Source organism: Dictyoglomus sp. (genome assembly GCA_025060475.1).
Classification (GTDB): Bacteria; Dictyoglomota; Dictyoglomia; order Dictyoglomales; family Dictyoglomaceae; genus NZ13-RE01.
In genome coordinates, this window is sequence record JANXBZ010000008.1 from 77,559 (window position 1) to 94,671 (window position 17,113).

General features: G+C 29.8%; 18 protein-coding genes. 12 read left to right on the plus strand and 6 right to left on the minus strand.

The features are described from left to right. Positions 1 to 7 precede the first annotated feature (7 nt). Both NZ841_05760 and NZ841_05765 read left to right on the plus strand, forming a co-directional pair. A complete protein-coding gene (locus tag NZ841_05760) occupies positions 8 to 511 on the plus strand; it encodes an HIT domain-containing protein (protein ID MCS7202261.1) in 504 nt (167 codons plus the stop codon). Then, a complete protein-coding gene (locus tag NZ841_05765; protein ID MCS7202262.1) occupies positions 489 to 965 on the plus strand; it encodes a DUF2062 domain-containing protein in 477 nt (158 codons plus the stop codon). Before NZ841_05760 ends, NZ841_05765 begins: the two co-directional genes overlap by 23 nt. Here the strand turns inward: NZ841_05765 and NZ841_05770 are convergent. Next, positions 955 to 1,995, minus strand: a complete 1,041-nt coding sequence (locus tag NZ841_05770; protein MCS7202263.1) for a 6-phosphofructokinase — start codon at positions 1,993 to 1,995, stop codon at positions 955 to 957. The genes NZ841_05765 and NZ841_05770 overlap by 11 nt on opposite strands. A gap of 127 nt (positions 1,996 to 2,122) precedes the next feature. Between NZ841_05770 and NZ841_05775 the strand changes: the two genes are divergently transcribed. From NZ841_05775 to yfcE, 6 genes are all read left to right on the plus strand, one after another. Continuing rightward, positions 2,123 to 4,723 carry a tetratricopeptide repeat protein gene (locus NZ841_05775; GenBank protein ID MCS7202264.1) on the plus strand — a complete coding sequence of 867 codons (2,601 nt, stop codon included), beginning with the start codon at positions 2,123 to 2,125 and terminating at the stop codon, positions 4,721 to 4,723. A gap of 2 nt (positions 4,724 to 4,725) precedes the next feature. Then, positions 4,726 to 6,969 (plus strand): vitamin B12-dependent ribonucleotide reductase, encoded by a 2,244-nt coding sequence (locus NZ841_05780; protein ID MCS7202265.1) that lies wholly within the window; start codon positions 4,726 to 4,728, stop codon positions 6,967 to 6,969. A 152-nt stretch (positions 6,970 to 7,121) separates the two neighbouring features. Beyond that, a complete protein-coding gene (rho, locus tag NZ841_05785) occupies positions 7,122 to 8,501 on the plus strand; it encodes a transcription termination factor Rho (protein MCS7202266.1) in 1,380 nt (459 codons plus the stop codon). A gap of 20 nt (positions 8,502 to 8,521) precedes the next feature. Then, the gene (locus NZ841_05790) at positions 8,522 to 9,025 is read left to right on the plus strand and encodes a GerMN domain-containing protein (protein MCS7202267.1); all 504 of its coding nucleotides are present in this window, start codon (positions 8,522 to 8,524) and stop codon (positions 9,023 to 9,025) included. Then, positions 9,022 to 9,756, plus strand: coding sequence for a metallophosphatase family protein (locus NZ841_05795; protein ID MCS7202268.1), 735 nt, complete (start codon positions 9,022 to 9,024; stop codon positions 9,754 to 9,756). Before NZ841_05790 ends, NZ841_05795 begins: the two co-directional genes overlap by 4 nt. Before the next feature lie 3 nt (positions 9,757 to 9,759). Continuing rightward, positions 9,760 to 10,314 (plus strand): phosphodiesterase, encoded by a 555-nt coding sequence (gene yfcE / locus NZ841_05800; protein ID MCS7202269.1) that lies wholly within the window; start codon positions 9,760 to 9,762, stop codon positions 10,312 to 10,314. Here the strand turns inward: yfcE and NZ841_05805 are convergent. From NZ841_05805 to tgt, 5 genes are read right to left on the minus strand one after another with little or no spacing between them, the layout of a single operon-like run. Beyond that, positions 10,298 to 11,374 (minus strand): type IV pilus twitching motility protein PilT, encoded by a 1,077-nt coding sequence (locus tag NZ841_05805; protein MCS7202270.1) that lies wholly within the window; start codon positions 11,372 to 11,374, stop codon positions 10,298 to 10,300. The genes yfcE and NZ841_05805 overlap by 17 nt on opposite strands. After that, positions 11,358 to 12,380 (minus strand): phosphate acyltransferase PlsX, encoded by a 1,023-nt coding sequence (plsX, locus tag NZ841_05810; protein ID MCS7202271.1) that lies wholly within the window; start codon positions 12,378 to 12,380, stop codon positions 11,358 to 11,360. The genes NZ841_05805 and plsX overlap by 17 nt, the downstream gene beginning before the upstream one ends. 12 nt (positions 12,381 to 12,392) lie before the next feature. After that, positions 12,393 to 13,241: a 16S rRNA (cytidine(1402)-2'-O)-methyltransferase gene (gene rsmI, locus NZ841_05815; GenBank protein ID MCS7202272.1), complete on the minus strand. Its 849-nt coding sequence runs from the start codon at positions 13,239 to 13,241 to the stop codon at positions 12,393 to 12,395. Between the two features lies 1 nt (position 13,242). Next, entirely contained in the window at positions 13,243 to 14,022 is a 780-nt protein-coding gene (locus NZ841_05820; protein MCS7202273.1) for an Rmt family 16S rRNA (guanine(1405)-N(7))-methyltransferase, read from the minus strand. Continuing rightward, positions 14,007 to 15,089, minus strand: a complete 1,083-nt coding sequence (gene tgt / locus NZ841_05825) for a tRNA guanosine(34) transglycosylase Tgt (protein ID MCS7202274.1) — start codon at positions 15,087 to 15,089, stop codon at positions 14,007 to 14,009. Before tgt ends, NZ841_05820 begins: the two co-directional genes overlap by 16 nt. Positions 15,090 to 15,157: 68 nt before the next feature. Between tgt and NZ841_05830 the strand changes: the two genes are divergently transcribed. From NZ841_05830 to rpoZ, 4 genes are read left to right on the plus strand one after another with little or no spacing between them, the layout of a single operon-like run. After that, a complete protein-coding gene (locus NZ841_05830; protein ID MCS7202275.1) occupies positions 15,158 to 16,012 on the plus strand; it encodes a DUF1732 domain-containing protein in 855 nt (284 codons plus the stop codon). Positions 16,013 to 16,031: 19 nt separating this feature from the next. Beyond that, positions 16,032 to 16,292: a DUF370 domain-containing protein gene (locus NZ841_05835; protein MCS7202276.1), complete on the plus strand. Its 261-nt coding sequence runs from the start codon at positions 16,032 to 16,034 to the stop codon at positions 16,290 to 16,292. Then, positions 16,289 to 16,927, plus strand: coding sequence for a guanylate kinase (gene gmk / locus NZ841_05840; GenBank protein MCS7202277.1), 639 nt, complete (start codon positions 16,289 to 16,291; stop codon positions 16,925 to 16,927). Before NZ841_05835 ends, gmk begins: the two co-directional genes overlap by 4 nt. Continuing rightward, positions 16,905 to 17,102, plus strand: a complete 198-nt coding sequence (rpoZ, locus tag NZ841_05845; GenBank protein MCS7202278.1) for a DNA-directed RNA polymerase subunit omega — start codon at positions 16,905 to 16,907, stop codon at positions 17,100 to 17,102. The genes gmk and rpoZ overlap by 23 nt, the downstream gene beginning before the upstream one ends. The last annotated feature ends 11 nt before the right edge of the window (positions 17,103 to 17,113 follow it).

Consider the following 17,113-nt stretch of genomic DNA (forward strand, 5'->3'; position numbering starts at 1 on the left):
GGAAATAATGAAGAGACTTTGTTGTCCTTGGAGAATCAAATATATCACATCTCCAAAGACTAATAAATGTGTATTCTGTGAAAATATAAAAGAAAATACTGATGAGAAAAATTTAATTCTTTTAAGAGGTAAATATTGCTTTATTATGCTTAACTTATATCCATATAATAATGGACATCTTATGATAATTCCTTATGCTCATAAAGCTAATTTAACTCAACTCTCTCAAGAGGAATATGATGAAATGATGTTTTTAGCACAGGTTAGTATAGAAGCTTTACAAAGAGTAATGAATCCCCATGGATTTAATTTGGGAATGAATATAGGAAATTCTGCAGGTGCAGGTATCGCAGATCATGTGCACCTTCACGTTGTTCCTCGATGGGAGGGTGACTCAAATTTTATGTTAGTTATAGGAGATACAAAGGTAATACCAGAAGATCTTCCCTCAACTTATAAGAAACTCTATCCAGTTGTTCGAGAAATTTATGAGGAAAAAAAGAAGTCTTAAAAGATTTTTTAAGCTACTTTATTTAAAGATTATTCGAGTAAATGACTCTCCTGAAAGAATTGCAAAAAGTTTTGCTTTAGGTGTTTTTATAGGAATTTTTCCCACTTTTGGGATTGGTGGAGTTTTGGCGTTAGTTTTAGCAAAAATATTTAAATTAAATTATGCTGCTTCAATATTAGGAACTTTTATAATGAATTATTTTACCTCTCCTTTTTTTTGGTCTCTTAGTTATTTTTTAGGGAATTTAATTCTCGAGGGAAAAATAAACTTTAGATTTTTGGAAGAAAAAGAGGTTAAATATTTTGCACTAAATTACATTGTAGGAAATATAGTTATAGCAGTTATTTTTTCTATTATAAGTTATTTTATTATAAAAGAAGTTATAATAAGTTATAAAACAAAGAAAAAGAGGAGAGGAGAAGAACCTCTCCTCAGAGATAAATTTATTTATTAAAGAAAGTTTTTAAATTTTCATATAATGCTGGATCCACATTCTTTGTTTTTCCTTCTATTAAAGTTATATCTACAGGTACTAACTCGTTGCCTTTAACTGCAATAAAATATCCTGACTTTCCTTGATGTACAAGATCTACTGCTTCCTTTCCAAGTCTCAATCCCCAAATTCTGTCATGAATAGATGGTGACCCACCTCTTTGCAAATGACTTAAAATTACTGCTCTTGTTTCAATTCCTAAATTTTTCTCAATCTCTTCCGCAAGAACCTGGCCTACTCCTCCAAGACGAACATGTCCAAAAGCATCTACCATTCCTTCTTGTCCTTTTTGGTAAGTAAATCCTGGAAGTTGAACTCCTTCTGCAATAGCAACAACTGCCCACGTATGACCTCGAGCATAGAGTTTTTTGATATGATTATATAATTCCTCTAAATTAGGTTCTACTTCAGGAATTAGAATATAATCCGCACCTCCTGCAAGACCTCCATATAAAGCTAACCAACCTGCATGTCTTCCCATAATTTCTGCTACTACAACTCGTGCATGAGATTTTGCAGTATCTCTTAATCTCTGGATAGCATCCATTACTACTTCCACTGCAGTGTCAAATCCAAGACAATAATCAGTCTCTTCTAAATCTTTATCAATAGTTTTAGGAATACCAATCATGGGAAGACCACGTTTACTAAATTTAGAAGCAACTCCTAGAGTATCTTCTCCACCAATGGCAATGAGTGCATCTAATCCTAATTTTTTAAAGTTTTCTATGCATTTTTGTACATCTTCTTCTTTCTTAAAAGGATTTGTTCTGGAACTTCCTAAAATAGTACCTCCCTTTTCTAATATGTCTTCTACGGATTCCAAGGTTAATGGCATAGTATCTCCTTTAATTAATCCTGCCCAACCATACTTTATGCCTATTACTTCATCATTATAGTCCAAGGCTCTTAAAACTATTCCTCTTATTGCTGGGTTTAGGCCAGGGCAGTCTCCTCCCCCTGTTAAAACACCAATTCTTTTTTTCTCCATTTTTCGATCTCCTCCTTTTTAATACTTTTTGATTTTTATTTTAGATTTTATTATCTTGAGTAAAAATTGACAAGAATTTAAGAGGTTGTTATCCTTTAAAAGAATATTAAAATTGGAGGCTTTGGTTATGTCTAAAAGGAAAATAGGGAGAGAATTTGAAATAAAGAAGGATCATTATTTTAGACTTATAATTTTTTCCTGTCTTTTCTTAATTATAATGCTTGTTCCTGTGACATATTATTTAAAGGCTCATGATATTTCAGAACTTCCAAAGGTGACCCTTTTAAGAATTTTAATAGGTTTCTCTATAATTTTTTGGGGCATATGGATTCTTTTTAGAGAGAAAAATATTACTCTTCCTTCTAGGAATATTTCTATCTTTGTCCTAATCTTCTTACTATCTTGGATAATCTCTACTTTATTTTCCACAAACTTCTATCTTAGTTTTTTTGGTTCCTATATGAGACAATTAGGATTTTTTACATATTCTGTATTCTTTATAATTTTCTTTCTTCTTCATGATATCATAGATACTGAAAAAGAGCTTAAATACTTTTATTGGGGAATTGCGATTATAGCCTTTATAGTGGGAATTATAGGTTTACAGCAATTTTTTAGATTATCTCCATGGTTTGAAAGGGTTAGAACAGAATCAAGAGTTATCTCTACTCTAGGGCATGCAGATTTTCTAGGACATTATTTAGTGATGGTAATTCCCATAGTTTTAGGTTTTCTCTTTCAAGTGAAAAGTATTTATTTAAAGATTCTTTTCTTTATTGAATTTATTGTTTTATTTTTAACCTTATTAGCTTCTTATACAAGAGGATCATGGTTAGCATTTTTATTTACATTTCCCTTATTTTTCATTATTAGCTCATGGAAAGATAAAAAATTAAAAAATATTCTTATTGATAAAAGATTAACAATTTTATTGCTAATTGTAATAATAGGAACTGTAGGTTTATTCGGTTATCTTGAAAAAAGATTATATCCACCAAATACTACTCTTGGAACTTTTAATTTAAGAGAAAGATTTATTACCATAGGGCATGGTTTAGGCTTAACTCAAGCCAATCCTCGAGGTTTGACATGGAGAGATAGTATAAATTTATTTAAAGATAAAATGTTATTTTCGGAAAGACTATTTATTGGCTTAGGACCAGAAACTTTTTCCTTTAATTTTACTCCTTATAAATCTTTAGATCTTGCAAGATACGATAGAGGAAAAGGATATCCTGATAGAGAGCATAATGAATTCTTGGATATATTATTTCCCCAAGGTTTGTTTGGATTAATTTCTTTTCTGGGAATAGTTTTTATAACTATTTATACATTTTCAAAATATCTTACCAAACTGCCTAACGAAAATAGATTTTTAATAATTGGAACTTTTACTGGATTCTTAGCCTTTTTAGTTCAGGGTTTAGTTCTTTTTGGACTTACTGCAACTTATCTTTATTTTTGGAGTATAATTTCCTTTATTTTTCTTTGGATAAGACTAATTGATGATAAAAATAAAATTGAGATAAATATTAAGAAAATGCCTCAAATATTAAAGATTACTATACCCATTCTCTGTCTCCTTATTGGCTTATTCTATATAATAAAATCCCTTAATTTTTTTAGGGCTGAGATTTTTTATAGATATGGTTTGGATTATTTAAACAGAAATGATCCTGGTAAAGCAGTTTCCGTATTAGAAGAAGCTATAAAATTAAGACCTCAAGAAAGTGCCTTTCATGAAGCAATAATAAAGGGTTATTTACAGTTAGTGGGAGGAGTAGAAAAAGAGGAAGATAAAGTAAAATATTTTAGAAAGGGAGAGGAACATATAAAAGGACTTTTAGAAAATGCTTATTATAGATCACTAACTTATAATTTAATTGGAGCTTTCTATGCTCAAAGTTATCATTACTTTGGGAAAAAGGATAAAACATTAATTAAAAAGGCGGAGGAAAATTTACTTAAGGCTCTAACCTTTGATAAATATTCTGTTCCTCCTATGGAAAATCTTTTAAGATTATATTCCACAGATATAAAGGATGATAAAAAGGTTGAGGATATAGCAAAAAGGATAATAGAAATAGATCCTTTTCATTTTGATGCGAATATGGTCTTAGGTTCATTATATTTTAACAATAAAAAATATTACGATGCTAAAATTATTTATGAGAATTTATCAAGAGTTTATACTAATAATGTAGATGTTTGGAATAATCTTGGAGTAACCTATATTCAACTTAAAGACTATGAGAGTGCTGAAAAAGCTCTACTAAAAGCATTAGAAATAGATCCAAATTACAAACTAGCAAGACAAAATATTTCTTTACTTTCTAAAAAATTAGGAAAGAAAATTGAGCTTCCACCTATCAAAGAAGAGAAAGATCTAGAATATTATCTAACAAAAGGGATTGAAGCCTATAATAATAGGGATTATAAGCTAGCGGAGGAGTTATTTAGAAAAGCTATTTCTATTAATAATAAATCCTTTGAGGGTTATAATAATCTAGGAGCAGTTCTCTTTATCCAAGGAAAATACGAAGAAGCAATAGAGATGTTTAAAAAAGCTCTAGAAATTAATAAACAATACTTACAAGCTTATGGAAATATTTCTGTTGCCCTAATAAAATTGGGGAGAAAAAATGAAGCTAGAAAATATTTAGAGGAGGGTTTAAAGTATTTTCCTAACAATCAAGATTTATTGAAATTATTGGAGGATTTAAAATAACTATGAAAAGAAAATTAGAATTAACACCTCAGGCCTTACTTGTCTTAGAAAAAAGATATCTAAAGAAGAATGAAAAAAAAGAAGTTATTGAGACACCCGAGGAAATGTTCGAAAGAGTTGCAGAAACTATCGCCAAAGTTGACACTCTTTATAATCCAAAAGCAAACATAGAAGAGATAAAGGACATATTTTATAATATGATGATATCCCTTGAATTTCTTCCTAATTCCCCTACATTAATGAATGCAGGAAGATCCTTGGGACAATTATCAGCCTGTTTCGTTTTACCTATAGAAGATTCTCTAATAAGTATTTTTGATACTTTAAAATATGCAGCATTGATTCACCAATCAGGAGGAGGAACAGGTTTTTCCTTCTCAAAATTGAGACCAAAAGGTGATATTGTTAGAACTACAGGTGGGATTGCTTCTGGGCCTGTAAGTTTTATGAAAGTTTACGATTCTGCTACAGAGACCATAAAACAGGGTGGAGTAAGAAGAGGAGCAAACATGGGAATACTAAGGGTAGATCATCCTGATATTATTGAATTTATAAAGGTAAAAGATGAAGAAGGAATCTTAAGTAATTTCAATATATCTGTAGCTGTAACTGATGACTTTATGGAAAAAGTTCTTAAAGACGAAGAATATGAATTAATTAATCCAAGAAATAAAGAAGTAGTGAAAAAATTAAAAGCAAGAGAAGTTTTTGATTTAATTATTAAACAAGCATGGAAAAATGGAGAACCTGGAATAATATTTATCGATGAAATAAATAGAAAGAACCCAACTCCTGAGATTGGAGAGATTGAATCTACTAATCCATGTGGAGAACAACCTCTTCTTCCCTTTGAATCATGTAATTTAGGATCTATAAATTTAAGTAAAATGGTAAAGGAAAAAAATGGAGAATATGAAATTGATTGGGATAAATTAAAAAAGACGGTCTATAATGCAGTCCACTTTTTAGATAATGTAATAGATGCTAATTATTATCCTTTAAAAGAAATAGAAGAAATTACAAAAGCAAATAGAAAGATTGGCTTAGGAGTAATGGGATTTCATGATTTATTAATCAAACTAAAAATCCCATACAATTCCCATGAAGGAAGAAATATTGCAGAAGAAATCATGAAATTTATTTTAGAAAAAGCTCGAGAAGAATCTCAAAGACTAGCAGAGGAAAGAGGAGTGTTTCCTAATTGGGATAAAAGTATTTATAAAAATCTTAACTTAAAACTAAGAAATGCTACTTTAACTACTATTGCTCCTACAGGAAGTATAAGTATCATAGCAAATTGTTCCTCAGGAATCGAGCCTATCTTTGCTCTAGCATATAGAAGAAAAATAAGTCTTGGGGAATGGCTAGAAGTTCATCCTCTTTTTAAAGACTATTTGGAGAAAAATAATCTTTACTCTGATTCTTTGATTCAAAAAGTAATAGAAAAGGGTTCTATTCAAGAAATAGACGATATTCCTGATTCTGCGAAAAAGATTTTTGTCACCGCCTTAGATATATCCCCAGAGGATCATCTCTTGATGCAAGCTTCTTTCCAAAAATATGTAGACAATGCCGTATCAAAAACAGTAAATCTTAGAAATTCTGCAACTGAAGAAGATGTTAAAAAAATTTATCTTTTAGCCTATGAATTGAAATTGAAAGGAGTCACTGTTTATAGAGATAAATCTCGAACGACTCAAGTTTTAAAGGTTTTTGAGGGAAAAAATATGGGAGAAAAACTTAAGCCTAGACCTCGTCCTCAAATTACGAAGGGTATTACTTTAAAAATGAAAACAGGCTGTGGAAGTTTATATGTTACTATTAATGAGGATGAAATGGGAATATGTGAAATCTTTTCAACTCTTGGAAAGGCAGGAGGATGTGCAGCATCCCAAACGGAAGCAATATCTAGACTCATTTCCTTAGCTCTAAGAAGTGGTATTGATTTAAGTTCAATAATAAAACAACTGAAGGCAATCCGTTGTCCTAGTCCTACAAGAGATGAAGAAGGAGAATATATTCTTTCATGTTCTGATGCTATTGCTAAGGCATTAGAAAAATATATAAATCTAAAAGAAGGAAAAAATACATCTAAAAATAATCTTTTTTTATTTCCTGACAAAAAAATAGAAGAAAAAAGAGAAAACGAATATTCAGGAATTCCTTGTCCAGAGTGTGGAACTCCCCTTGATGCTCAAGAAGGTTGTCTTATTTGTAGAGTTTGTGGATACTCGAAATGCTATTAATTTTTGTTTAAAAATTTGACTTTTATAAATTTTTATCTTATACTATTTTGATCAGTGAAGAAGTTAAATCAAATATGCTTTTTCATTTTTTAGAAAAAAACCTGAAAATTTTGTATTTTAATTAAAAATTTTCCCAGAAAAGGAGGTCTCACATGATTTCTCAGGAAGAATTAAGTCTTAAAACAAGAGCAGAGTTAGTAGAAATTGCTAAAGAACTTAAAATTACTGGATATTATCGCATGACAAAAGATGAATTAATACAGGCTTTAATTCTAAAATCTAAGGAATCTTCTAAGGAAATAGAAGAAAAGAAAGAAACTGAAGAGAAAGTGTCAGTTTTAACAAAAGAAGCACAGGAAGAGGAAAAGGAAGAGAAAAAAGACAAAGTGATAATTGACGGCTTCGAATGTGTATATCGAGAAGGATATTTGGAAATAAAGGAGGAAGGGGGATTTGGGTTTATTCGAAAAAATTTTAAACCCAGCGAGGAAGATGTTTATATCTCTGCGTCTCAAATCAAAAAATTTGGACTTAGATACGGAGACTGGATTGGAGGAATGGTAAGACCTCCAAAAGAAAATGAAAGATGGTATGCTATTTTAAGAATTGATACAGTAAATGGAAGAGATCCTCTTCATTCTCGTCAAAGACCTAAATTTGATGATCTAATTCCTTATCACCCTACTGAAAGACTAAAATTGGAAACAACCCCAGATGAGTTAGATACAAGACTCATTGATCTATTAGCTCCTATAGGTAAAGGACAAAGGGGTTTAATTGTATCCCCTCCAAAAGCTGGAAAAACAACTTTGTTGAAGAAAATTGCAAATGGTATTACTGCAAATCATAAAGAGATAAAACTATTTGTCTTACTAGTTGATGAAAGACCTGAAGAAGTTACAGACTTTAGAAGATCGGTGCAAGGAGAAGTTATAGGTTCCACTTTTGATGAAACCCCAGAAAGACATATTCAGGTCGCGAAGCTTGTTTTGGAAAGAGCAAAAAGATTAGTAGAATATGGCGAACATGTCGTAATTCTCTTAGATAGTATAACAAGATTGGCACGAGCTTACAATTGGTCTGTTCCTTCTAGTGGAAGAACTCTTTCCGGTGGAGTAGAACTTGCTGCTTTACATCATGCAAAGGAATTTTTTGGCGCTGCAAGAAATATTGAAAATGGAGGAAGTTTAACTATATTAGCTACGGCATTGATTGAAACTGGAAGTAGAATGGATGATGTAATTTTTGAGGAATTTAAAGGAACAGGAAACATGGAATTAGTTTTAGATAGAAAGATCGCAGATAGAAGAATATTCCCAGCGATTAGTATAACTCGTTCTGGAACACGAAAAGAAGAACTTCTTTATCCTGAAGAAAAATTAAGAAAAATTTGGATCTTGAGAAGAAGTTTGTTAGGACAAGAAGAAGGAGAAGCTATTGAAATGCTTAAAAGAAAATTGAGAGAAACAAGAAACAATGATGAATTCTTGAGATTTATAGATGAGGTAATTGGTAGGCCTAACAGAAGATAATATTTTAAGGAGGACTTTCTTTGAAGAAATTTCTTATTCTCTTTTTATTTTTAATTTCTACAACTCTGATTCTTTTTTTAATTATAAAAGAAAAGAGTATCATAAATATATACTATTTTGATCCTAAATCTTTGGAATTGATACCCGAAGAAAGAGAATTTTCCTTTTATAAATGGAAGTTTTTATTTAAAAAAGACGAAATAGTAAAAGAAGTTCTAATGGAATTAATAAAAGGACCTAGAAATAGCAAACTGAAAACTCCTATCCCATCAGGAACAAGAATCCTTGGAGTTTCAATTAAAAAAGACATTGCTTATGTAAATTTTTCTAAAGAGTTAAAGAAAAACCATCCAGGAGGAAGTTTAGGAGAAATTTTAACTATTTATAGTATTGTAAATACATTAACAGAATTACCATTTATCAAAAAAGTTCAAATTTTAATTGACTCTGCTATAATAGAAAGTTTAGCAGGTCATATGGATATATCAGAACCTTTAGAGAGAGACTTAAATATTTTAAGATGAAAATAGGTTTTATTTCTGATATACATAGTAACTGGGAAGCCTTAGATACTGCAATTAAAAAATTAGAAAAAGAGGTAGATGAAATATATTGTTGTGGTGATATTGTGGGATATGGACCTGATCCCAATGAATGTGTTAATTATATAAGAAAATTAAAAATATCAGTATTAGGAAATCATGATGCAGCGTGTGTGGGAAGATTAGATTATAACAATTTTAATCCCTTAGCACAATATGCTATTGATTGGACAAAGGAAGTTCTTACAAAGGAAAACTTTGAATTTATTTACAAATTACCTTTACAAATGGATTTGAATTGGGGTGGAATAGTACATGGAAGTTATAGAAATCCCTTAGAAGAATATCTTGTCACCTATAACGCGGTTTTAGCAAATTTTCAAATTATGGATAAAAATATATATTTTTTCGGACACTCTCATATTGCAGGGGTTTTTATTTATTCTCCTGAAAATAATGGAGAAATAAAATATTTAAGTTTAGCAAAGGGTGGAGAAGTTGAAATAAAATTAAACTACAAATATCTTATAAATCCAGGGAGTGTTGGACAACCAAGAGATGGAAATTGGAAGACCAGTTTTGGAGTCTTTGATACTGTTAAACGTATATTCAAGGTTTATAGAATGGATTATTTAGTTGAAATAACCCAAAAAAAGATGCAAATATTGGGTTTACCAAGACCATTATGGGAAAGATTAAGTTTAGGGAGGTAGATTATGAGAATTTTGGTAATGAGTGATACCCATGGAGATATTTATTTTTGGAATTATATTGAAAAATATGTTAAAAAATCAAATATGATCTTACATGCAGGAGATGTGCTTTATCATGGGCCTAGAAATCCATTACCTAAGGAATATTCTCCTGCAAAGCTTGCAGAAATAATGAATAGCTTAAATATACCCGTTATAATAAGTAAAGGAAATTGTGATGCAGATGTGGATCAACTTGTTCTAAATTATCCTTTACTTTCTCCTTATTCCTTTATTTTTCTATCCCACTTGAAGATTCTTTTAACTCATGGTGAAAATAAAAATGAAGAAGAACTCTGGAATATCCTTGATAATTATAAATTAGACATCTTAATCTTTGGTCATATCCATACACCTGTTTTAAAAAGAAAGGGAAACAGGATTTTATTAAATCCTGGGAGTCCTTCTCTTCCTAAAACTCCTTATAGGACCATTGCTTTTATCGAAAACAAAGAAATATCTATAATAGATATAGAAAAGGACGAGGTTATTCAGAAGGAAACTATAAGCCAGGAGTAATTCCTTTAATGAGTAAGGAAAGATCAGAAGGATTAGGACTTGCTAATAGTGCTTCTTTATCATCTATCAAATTTTTTCTATAAAGTTCTAGAAGATGTTGATTAAAAGTTTGCATTCCTTCTATTTTGCTTTCTTGAATAACTCTAGGTATTTCGTAAGTTTTCTGTTCTCGAATTAATTTTTTTACGCTTAAATTTCCTAAAAGAATTTCGCAGGCGGGTATTAAACTCTTTCTATCTTTTCTTTTTAGCAATCTTTGAGAAATAATTCCTTGGAGAACATTAGAAAGTTGTAATCTTACTTGATTTTGCTGATAAGGAGGGAAACTATCTATAATTCTTTCTATAGTTGTAACAGCATCAGTAGTATGTATTGTGCTTAACACTAAATGACCTGTTTCTGCCGCTTGCAATGCTACACTAATTGTTTCCAAATCTCTCAATTCTCCCACCATGATTACATTGGGGTCTTCTCTTAAAGCCATTTTTAATGCAGAATTATAGGATTTTGTATCTATTCCAATTTCTCTTTGGGTAATTAGAGATTTTTTATCTAGAAAAACAAATTCTATAGGATCTTCTATAGTAATTATCTTTAGACTAAAATTTGAATTGATGTATTCTATCATAGCTGCTAAAGTTGTGGACTTTCCACAACCTGCAGGACCTGTTACTAATATTAAGCCTGACTTTTTTTCTGCTAAGGTTTTTAATACAGGAGGTAAAGAAAGCTCCTCAATAGATGGAATCTTCAGTGGAATAAGTCGAAGAGAAATAGCAATAGAGCCTCTTTGTAAATATACATTTCCCCTTAATCTTACTTTACCATCTTTCTCATAAGCAAAGTCTAATTCTCCTGTCTCTTCAAAGATTTTAATAAAACTTGGTCTTATTAAAGAATATGCTACATCTCTTATTTCTTCGTGGGTTAAAGGTTCTTCATCCAAAAAAATAATATCTCCTAAGACTCTGATCACTGGAGGAACCCAAGGTTTTAGATGTATATCCGAAGCATTTTTTTCTAAGGCTATCTCGAGGATTTTATCAAATTTCTCGCTCATTTTCTTCCCTCCTTATAAGAGAAATTCCACTCTTAATTTTCTCTACTAAATTTTGATTTTTTACCTGTTGAGCCAATTTAATAGCATTTTTTATTGCTTTTGCTTTAGATCTCCCATGGGATATTATTACAATTCCATTTACCCCAAGAAGAGGTGCACCACCATATTCACTGTAATCTAGTTTCTTTTTTACATTTCTAAATTTAGGTATTAACATTCCTGCAAGTATTTTGCTCCAGAGAGATGACTTCAATTCAGAAGATAATAGAGTAAACAAAGCATCTGCAACCCCTTCAGCAGTTTTTATACAAACATTGCCTACAAATCCGTCGCATACAATTACATCTGCTAAAGAATTAAACAAATCTTTACCTTCCACGTTTCCTACAAAATTTAGTAAAGGATTACTTTTCAAGAGAGCATAAGTTTCCTGAGAAAGAATATTTCCTTTGCCTTCTTCTTCGCCGATGTTTAAAAGTCCTATCCTAGGACTTAAAATATTAAATACTTCCTCCATATATACTTTACCCATAATAGCAAATTGTTCTAAATATTCTTTTTTACAATCTACATTTGCTCCAATATCTAGTAAAAGAGAAGGTTTACCAGAAAGAGTGGGAATTATAGTAGCAATAGCAGGTCTTTTAATACCCGAAATTCTTCCAAGATAAAGAAGAGCAGAACTCATTACAGCACCAGTATTTCCTGCAGAAACTACAGCATCAACTTTTTTGTCTCTAAGAAGTTTTATAGAAACAACTATTGAAGAATCTTCCTTTTCTCTTACTGCAAAAGCAGGATGTTCTTTCATTTCTATAACTTGAGATGCGTGATGAATTTCAATAAGATCTTGAGGATAGTCATATTTTTTTAATTCTTCCTTTATCTGCTCGCTTTTTCCTACCAATATTGTTTTTATTTTGAATTCTTTTGCACATTCAACAGCTCCTTTTATTATCTCATAGGGAGCAAAATCTCCACCCATCGCATCTAAAGCAATTACCATTTTATGTCCTCCTTACTCCTTAAATAAAGATTTTATATTTAAAACTTTATTATAGACTTCTTTCTTGGAGATTTTATATTTTTTTGAAACATATTCCATAGCAGATTTTAGATCTAGATTGTTCTTTATCATTGTTTCTACTATTAAAGCTTCTATTATTACTTCTTTATTTTCTCTTTCATATTCATTATATACTATAACTGTATATTCTCCTAAATGAGAAAAGGGATTATTTTCTAATTGTTCCAAAACAATTTTAATTGGACCATAGTATATTTTTTCATGAATTTTTGTCAAATCATTACAAAAGCATACCTTTGAAGAGGGGAATATTTTGTAAATCGATCTTGCCAATGAAATTATTCTTTTAGGTGATTCAAATAAAATAAAAGTTTCTATTTTCTTTTCTTTTATTTCTTCAAGGACTTTCTCTCTATCTTTTTCTTTTTTAGGCAGAAAGCCATAAAATAGAAAATGATCGGAGGGAAGGCCAGAAACAGATAAAGCAGAGGTAATAGCAGAGGGACCACATACGCTAATAACCTCTATTCCTCTTTCTCTTGCTTCTTTTACAATTACATATCCTGGATCTGAAATACATGGGGTTCCAGCGTTTGATACTAAACCCACCTTCATATCTTCTTCAATTAAAAATTTCATTAATATCTTTATTCTCTCTTTCTCATTATATTTATGGTAAGAAATCATCTTTTTTTTGATATTATAATAATTGAGTAATTTTAAAGTATGTCTCGTATCTTCAACCGCTAAAATGTCACATTCTTTAAGAGTTTCTAAGGCTCTCAAAGTTATATCTTTTAAATTTCCAATAGGAGTCGCAATTACGTAAAGCTTTCCCATACTATTTTCCTATGATTATAAAAATCTCATTTTGAAAAGAAATGCTTTTTAAAATTTTAAAGAATTTTTCGATTATAGTTATATAAAATTTATTATAATGCTCTAACATTCCTTTTTCTTTACCTGTTAGACTTTTTAAAGGAAAAGATATTATAATGAATCTAGAATTTAAACCCTTTAAAAATTCTAATATAAAATTCCTTTTTATTTTCTCAATAATAGGAAGAAATTTAAAAATAAAACATAAATCTGTATTTTCATAAGGAGGGTTGAAAATTATATCCTGGCAGATTCCAAGAGATGGAAAATTCATTATTTTAAAAAACTTGTTTATTAAATTTATAAGTTGCTCATCAATATCATATGCAAAATAGTTTATTGATTTATTTAGATTCATAAAAGGAATAGAAAAAGGATTAAGCCCACAAGCAAGATCCGAAATACTTTTAGGAATTCCTGTAACCTCAAAAATTTCTCTATAAAGATCTTCATAAAAAGATAGTCTCTCTTTAGTAGATGTATGAATTTCTAATATCTTTTTACAAATATTCTTTAAATTGTTATCAGATATTAAGTCTAAATATTTCTCAATTTTCCTATATTCATAAGGTTTTAAAAAAGAACCATATATCTGATGTAATCTTCGCTTAACAGACTTCAAAATATCTTTCTGTTTCTTAAATTTTTTACTTTCTATTTCATAAATATTTATTACTACATCAGGACAGATATGCCTGTACTTTTTACTATTTAAAATTTTTGATATTAAATCTTTTTGCATAAAAGTTCCATTAATTTCATGTAAAATCTGAGATTATGAATTGTAGCAAGTCTAAAAGCCAAGGGATCCTCAATTATAAATAAATGATGTAAAAATGCTCTACTATAATTCTTGCAGGAATAGCAATCACAAAATTCTGAAATAGGTTTTTTATCTCTAATATATTTTTCATCTAAGATATTTATTAAAGTATAAAACTCTTTATCTTCAATATTTAGCCTATCTAGATTATCATTAAATATAAACAATTCTCCTCTTCTCGCAAATCTTGTTGGTATTACACAATCAAAAAGATCGTAACCTAATTTTCTACAAAGGACTATATTTTCTGGCTTTCCTATTCCCATAGCATACTTTGGAAGATTATTGGGTATAAGTTCTGCCGTATATTGAAGAATGTCTATAATAAGATTTCCCTTTTTATCAATAGGATATCCTCCAAAACCAAATCCATGAAATCCAATTTCTATTAGAGACTCTGCACACTCTTTTCTTAATTCCCTATTAATTCCACCCTGTATTATTCCAAAAATTAATGGTTTCTTTCCTTCTATATTTTTAATGTATTTTTCATATTCTACTTTACATCTTTTTCCCCAATTTACGGTTAATTTAACCGCTAATTTGTTTATTTCATAGGAATCATTAGGATGAGTACAATAGTCTAATATCATCATGATATCAGATTTTAGAATGAATTGATTTTGAATTACCTTTTCAGGTGTAAGAATAATTTTTTTGTTATTATCTGGCTTAAATATCACTCCCTCCTCTCTTATGGTTCCCAATTTCGAATTTTCTCTTATTATTGAAAATAATTGAAATCCACCAGAATCAGTCAAGATAATTCCTTTCCAATTTATAAAATTTTTTAAACCCCCAAAATCCTTTATTACAGAGACTCCAGGCTTTAACATGAGATGATAGGTGTTGAAAACTAAGCCTTCTACACCAATATTGAGAAGATCCTGAGAGTCTAAAGAACGTACGACTCCCTTTGTTCCGTCAGGAAGAAAATTAGGAAGGGGAAAATCTCCACTTGGTAAACTTAAAACTAACTTTCTCATAGTGAAAATTTTAGCATAGAAATTTTATTCTTTACAAAAGTTTCTTTTTATGATAATTTAACCATAAAATGAGAGGAATGACCGCTTCATGTTATAAAGAAATTTCCATTGGAACTCTTAAATTATATATAGAGTTTAAGGGATATAACCACCGATTCTTAGAAACTAAAATTAGTCTTCCTCAAAGTTTAACATTTTTAGAAAAGCACTTTTTAGAAAAAATAAAGAAGACCATAAAAAGGGGACTTGTTATTTTTTCCTTAAGAATAATCAATAATGTTGATATTCTTCCCAAAATAAATACTATTTTTTTGGAAGAAATCTTGAAGGAAATTGAAAAAATAACTAAAAAGCCTGAAAAAATAGAAGATTGGAAGATAATTTTGGGAAATCCCCAAATATTTATGATGGAACCAAGAACTTTTAGTGAAGAAGAAATAACTATAATCAAAGAAGAGTTTGATAAACTTTTAGAACTTTTTGTTGAGGAGAAGAAAAAAGAAGGAGAAGATATTGAGAAATCAGTACAAGTATGTTTAAGAAATATAGAAGAAAATTTAAGAAAAATTGAAGAAGAAGATATACATTTTCGCTCCGAGATTAAAAATATTCTTCATAAAAAGATAGAGGAATGGAACATAACCATAGAAAAAGAAAGACTTCTTCAAGAGATGGCATTAATTCTCATGAAGTCAGATATAAATGAAGAATTAGAAAGACTTAAAAGTTTTGTTGAAAAATTTAAATCTCAAATGACGAAAGATGAATATATTGGAAAGTATTTGGACTTTATTGTACAAGAAATGATTAGAGAAATAAATACTCTTTCGAGCAAAGCTTCAAAAACGAAAATTATTGAATATGCCTTAGAAATTAAAAATGAACTGGAAAGGATAAGAGAATTAATATCAAATGTAGAATAGGGAGTGGGTCTTTATGAGTATAAGAGTTAAATTGATAAATATTGGATTTGGGAATATGGTTGTAAGTTCAAGAATTGTAGCTATAATTAGTCCTGATTCTGCTCCCATAAAAAGATTTTTAGCGGATGCTCGAGAAAGAAATGAACTTATTGATGCTACTTATGGGAGAAAAACACGAGCAGTATTAGTATTAGATAGTGGGCATATAGTTTTATCTGCGCTTCATCCAGAAACTATTGCCTCAAGAATTGAGGGAACAAACGAAGAGGAAGAAAAATGAAAAAGTTAGGAATTCTTTTTGTTCTTTCAGGTCCATCAGGAGTTGGTAAAGATGCTATATTAGAAAGATTACTAAGAGAAGTACCCAATTTAGTTAAATCAATTTCCGTAACAACACGTCCAATGAGAATAGGTGAAAAAAATGGAGAGGATTATTTTTTTGTAGACGAAGAAACTTTCAAGAGCATGGTAGAAAGAAAAGAATTTTTAGAATGGGCAAAAGTTCATTCATATTTGTATGGAACTCCAAGAGAATTTGTGGAAAAAAATTTGAATGAAGGAAAAGATGTTTTATTAAAGATTGATGTTCAGGGAGGATTGAATATTAAAAAAAATTTTAAAAATGCAGTATTAATTTTCATTGTTCCTCCTACTCTAAAAGAACTTAAAAATAGATTGTTAAAGAGAGAAACAGAAAAAATAGAAGATCTTGATATAAGATGGAAGAATGTACCTCTTGAAATTTCTAAAATTTTTTATTATGATTATCTAGTTGTAAATTCTGATATAAATTCTGCAGTAGAAGAGGTAAAAGCAATAATTACTGCAGAAAGATGCAGATTGACAAAAGAAAAAGCAGAATACTGGATTAAGAAATTAGGAGGTGAAGAAGATGAAGGAACCATCAATAGATAAATTATTAAAGAAAGTTCCAAATAAATATATTTTAACAGTATTAGCTTCAAAAAGAGCGAGACAAATTAATGAAGAGCTTAAATTTTTAAGACAAATTATGGCAAAAGATGTATTAACTCTAGCTCTTGAAGAGATAATTAACGATAAAGTAACTTATGAGGAGGAAGAGCTATAAAATCTTAAAGA

What these genes read in the sequence shown, in the direction of transcription:
- NZ841_05760 (MCS7202261.1), top strand. Translation starts at nt 8, where the DNA reads ATGAAGAGACTTTGTTGTCCTTGGAGAATCAAATATATCACATCTCCA.
- NZ841_05765 (MCS7202262.1), top strand. Translation starts at nt 489, where the DNA reads ATGAGGAAAAAAAGAAGTCTTAAAAGATTTTTTAAGCTACTTTATTTA.
- NZ841_05770 (MCS7202263.1), bottom strand. Translation starts at nt 1,995, where the DNA reads ATGGAGAAAAAAAGAATTGGTGTTTTAACAGGGGGAGGAGACTGCCCT.
- NZ841_05775 (MCS7202264.1), top strand. Translation starts at nt 2,123, where the DNA reads ATGTCTAAAAGGAAAATAGGGAGAGAATTTGAAATAAAGAAGGATCAT.
- NZ841_05780 (MCS7202265.1), top strand. Translation starts at nt 4,726, where the DNA reads ATGAAAAGAAAATTAGAATTAACACCTCAGGCCTTACTTGTCTTAGAA.
- rho (MCS7202266.1), top strand. Translation starts at nt 7,122, where the DNA reads ATGATTTCTCAGGAAGAATTAAGTCTTAAAACAAGAGCAGAGTTAGTA.
- NZ841_05795 (MCS7202268.1), top strand. Translation starts at nt 9,022, where the DNA reads ATGAAAATAGGTTTTATTTCTGATATACATAGTAACTGGGAAGCCTTA.
- yfcE (MCS7202269.1), top strand. Translation starts at nt 9,760, where the DNA reads ATGAGAATTTTGGTAATGAGTGATACCCATGGAGATATTTATTTTTGG.
- NZ841_05805 (MCS7202270.1), bottom strand. Translation starts at nt 11,374, where the DNA reads ATGAGCGAGAAATTTGATAAAATCCTCGAGATAGCCTTAGAAAAAAAT.
- plsX (MCS7202271.1), bottom strand. Translation starts at nt 12,380, where the DNA reads ATGGTAATTGCTTTAGATGCGATGGGTGGAGATTTTGCTCCCTATGAG.
- rsmI (MCS7202272.1), bottom strand. Translation starts at nt 13,241, where the DNA reads ATGGGAAAGCTTTACGTAATTGCGACTCCTATTGGAAATTTAAAAGAT.
- NZ841_05820 (MCS7202273.1), bottom strand. Translation starts at nt 14,022, where the DNA reads ATGCAAAAAGATTTAATATCAAAAATTTTAAATAGTAAAAAGTACAGG.
- tgt (MCS7202274.1), bottom strand. Translation starts at nt 15,089, where the DNA reads ATGAGAAAGTTAGTTTTAAGTTTACCAAGTGGAGATTTTCCCCTTCCT.
- NZ841_05830 (MCS7202275.1), top strand. Translation starts at nt 15,158, where the DNA reads ATGAGAGGAATGACCGCTTCATGTTATAAAGAAATTTCCATTGGAACT.
- gmk (MCS7202277.1), top strand. Translation starts at nt 16,289, where the DNA reads ATGAAAAAGTTAGGAATTCTTTTTGTTCTTTCAGGTCCATCAGGAGTT.
- rpoZ (MCS7202278.1), top strand. Translation starts at nt 16,905, where the DNA reads ATGAAGGAACCATCAATAGATAAATTATTAAAGAAAGTTCCAAATAAA.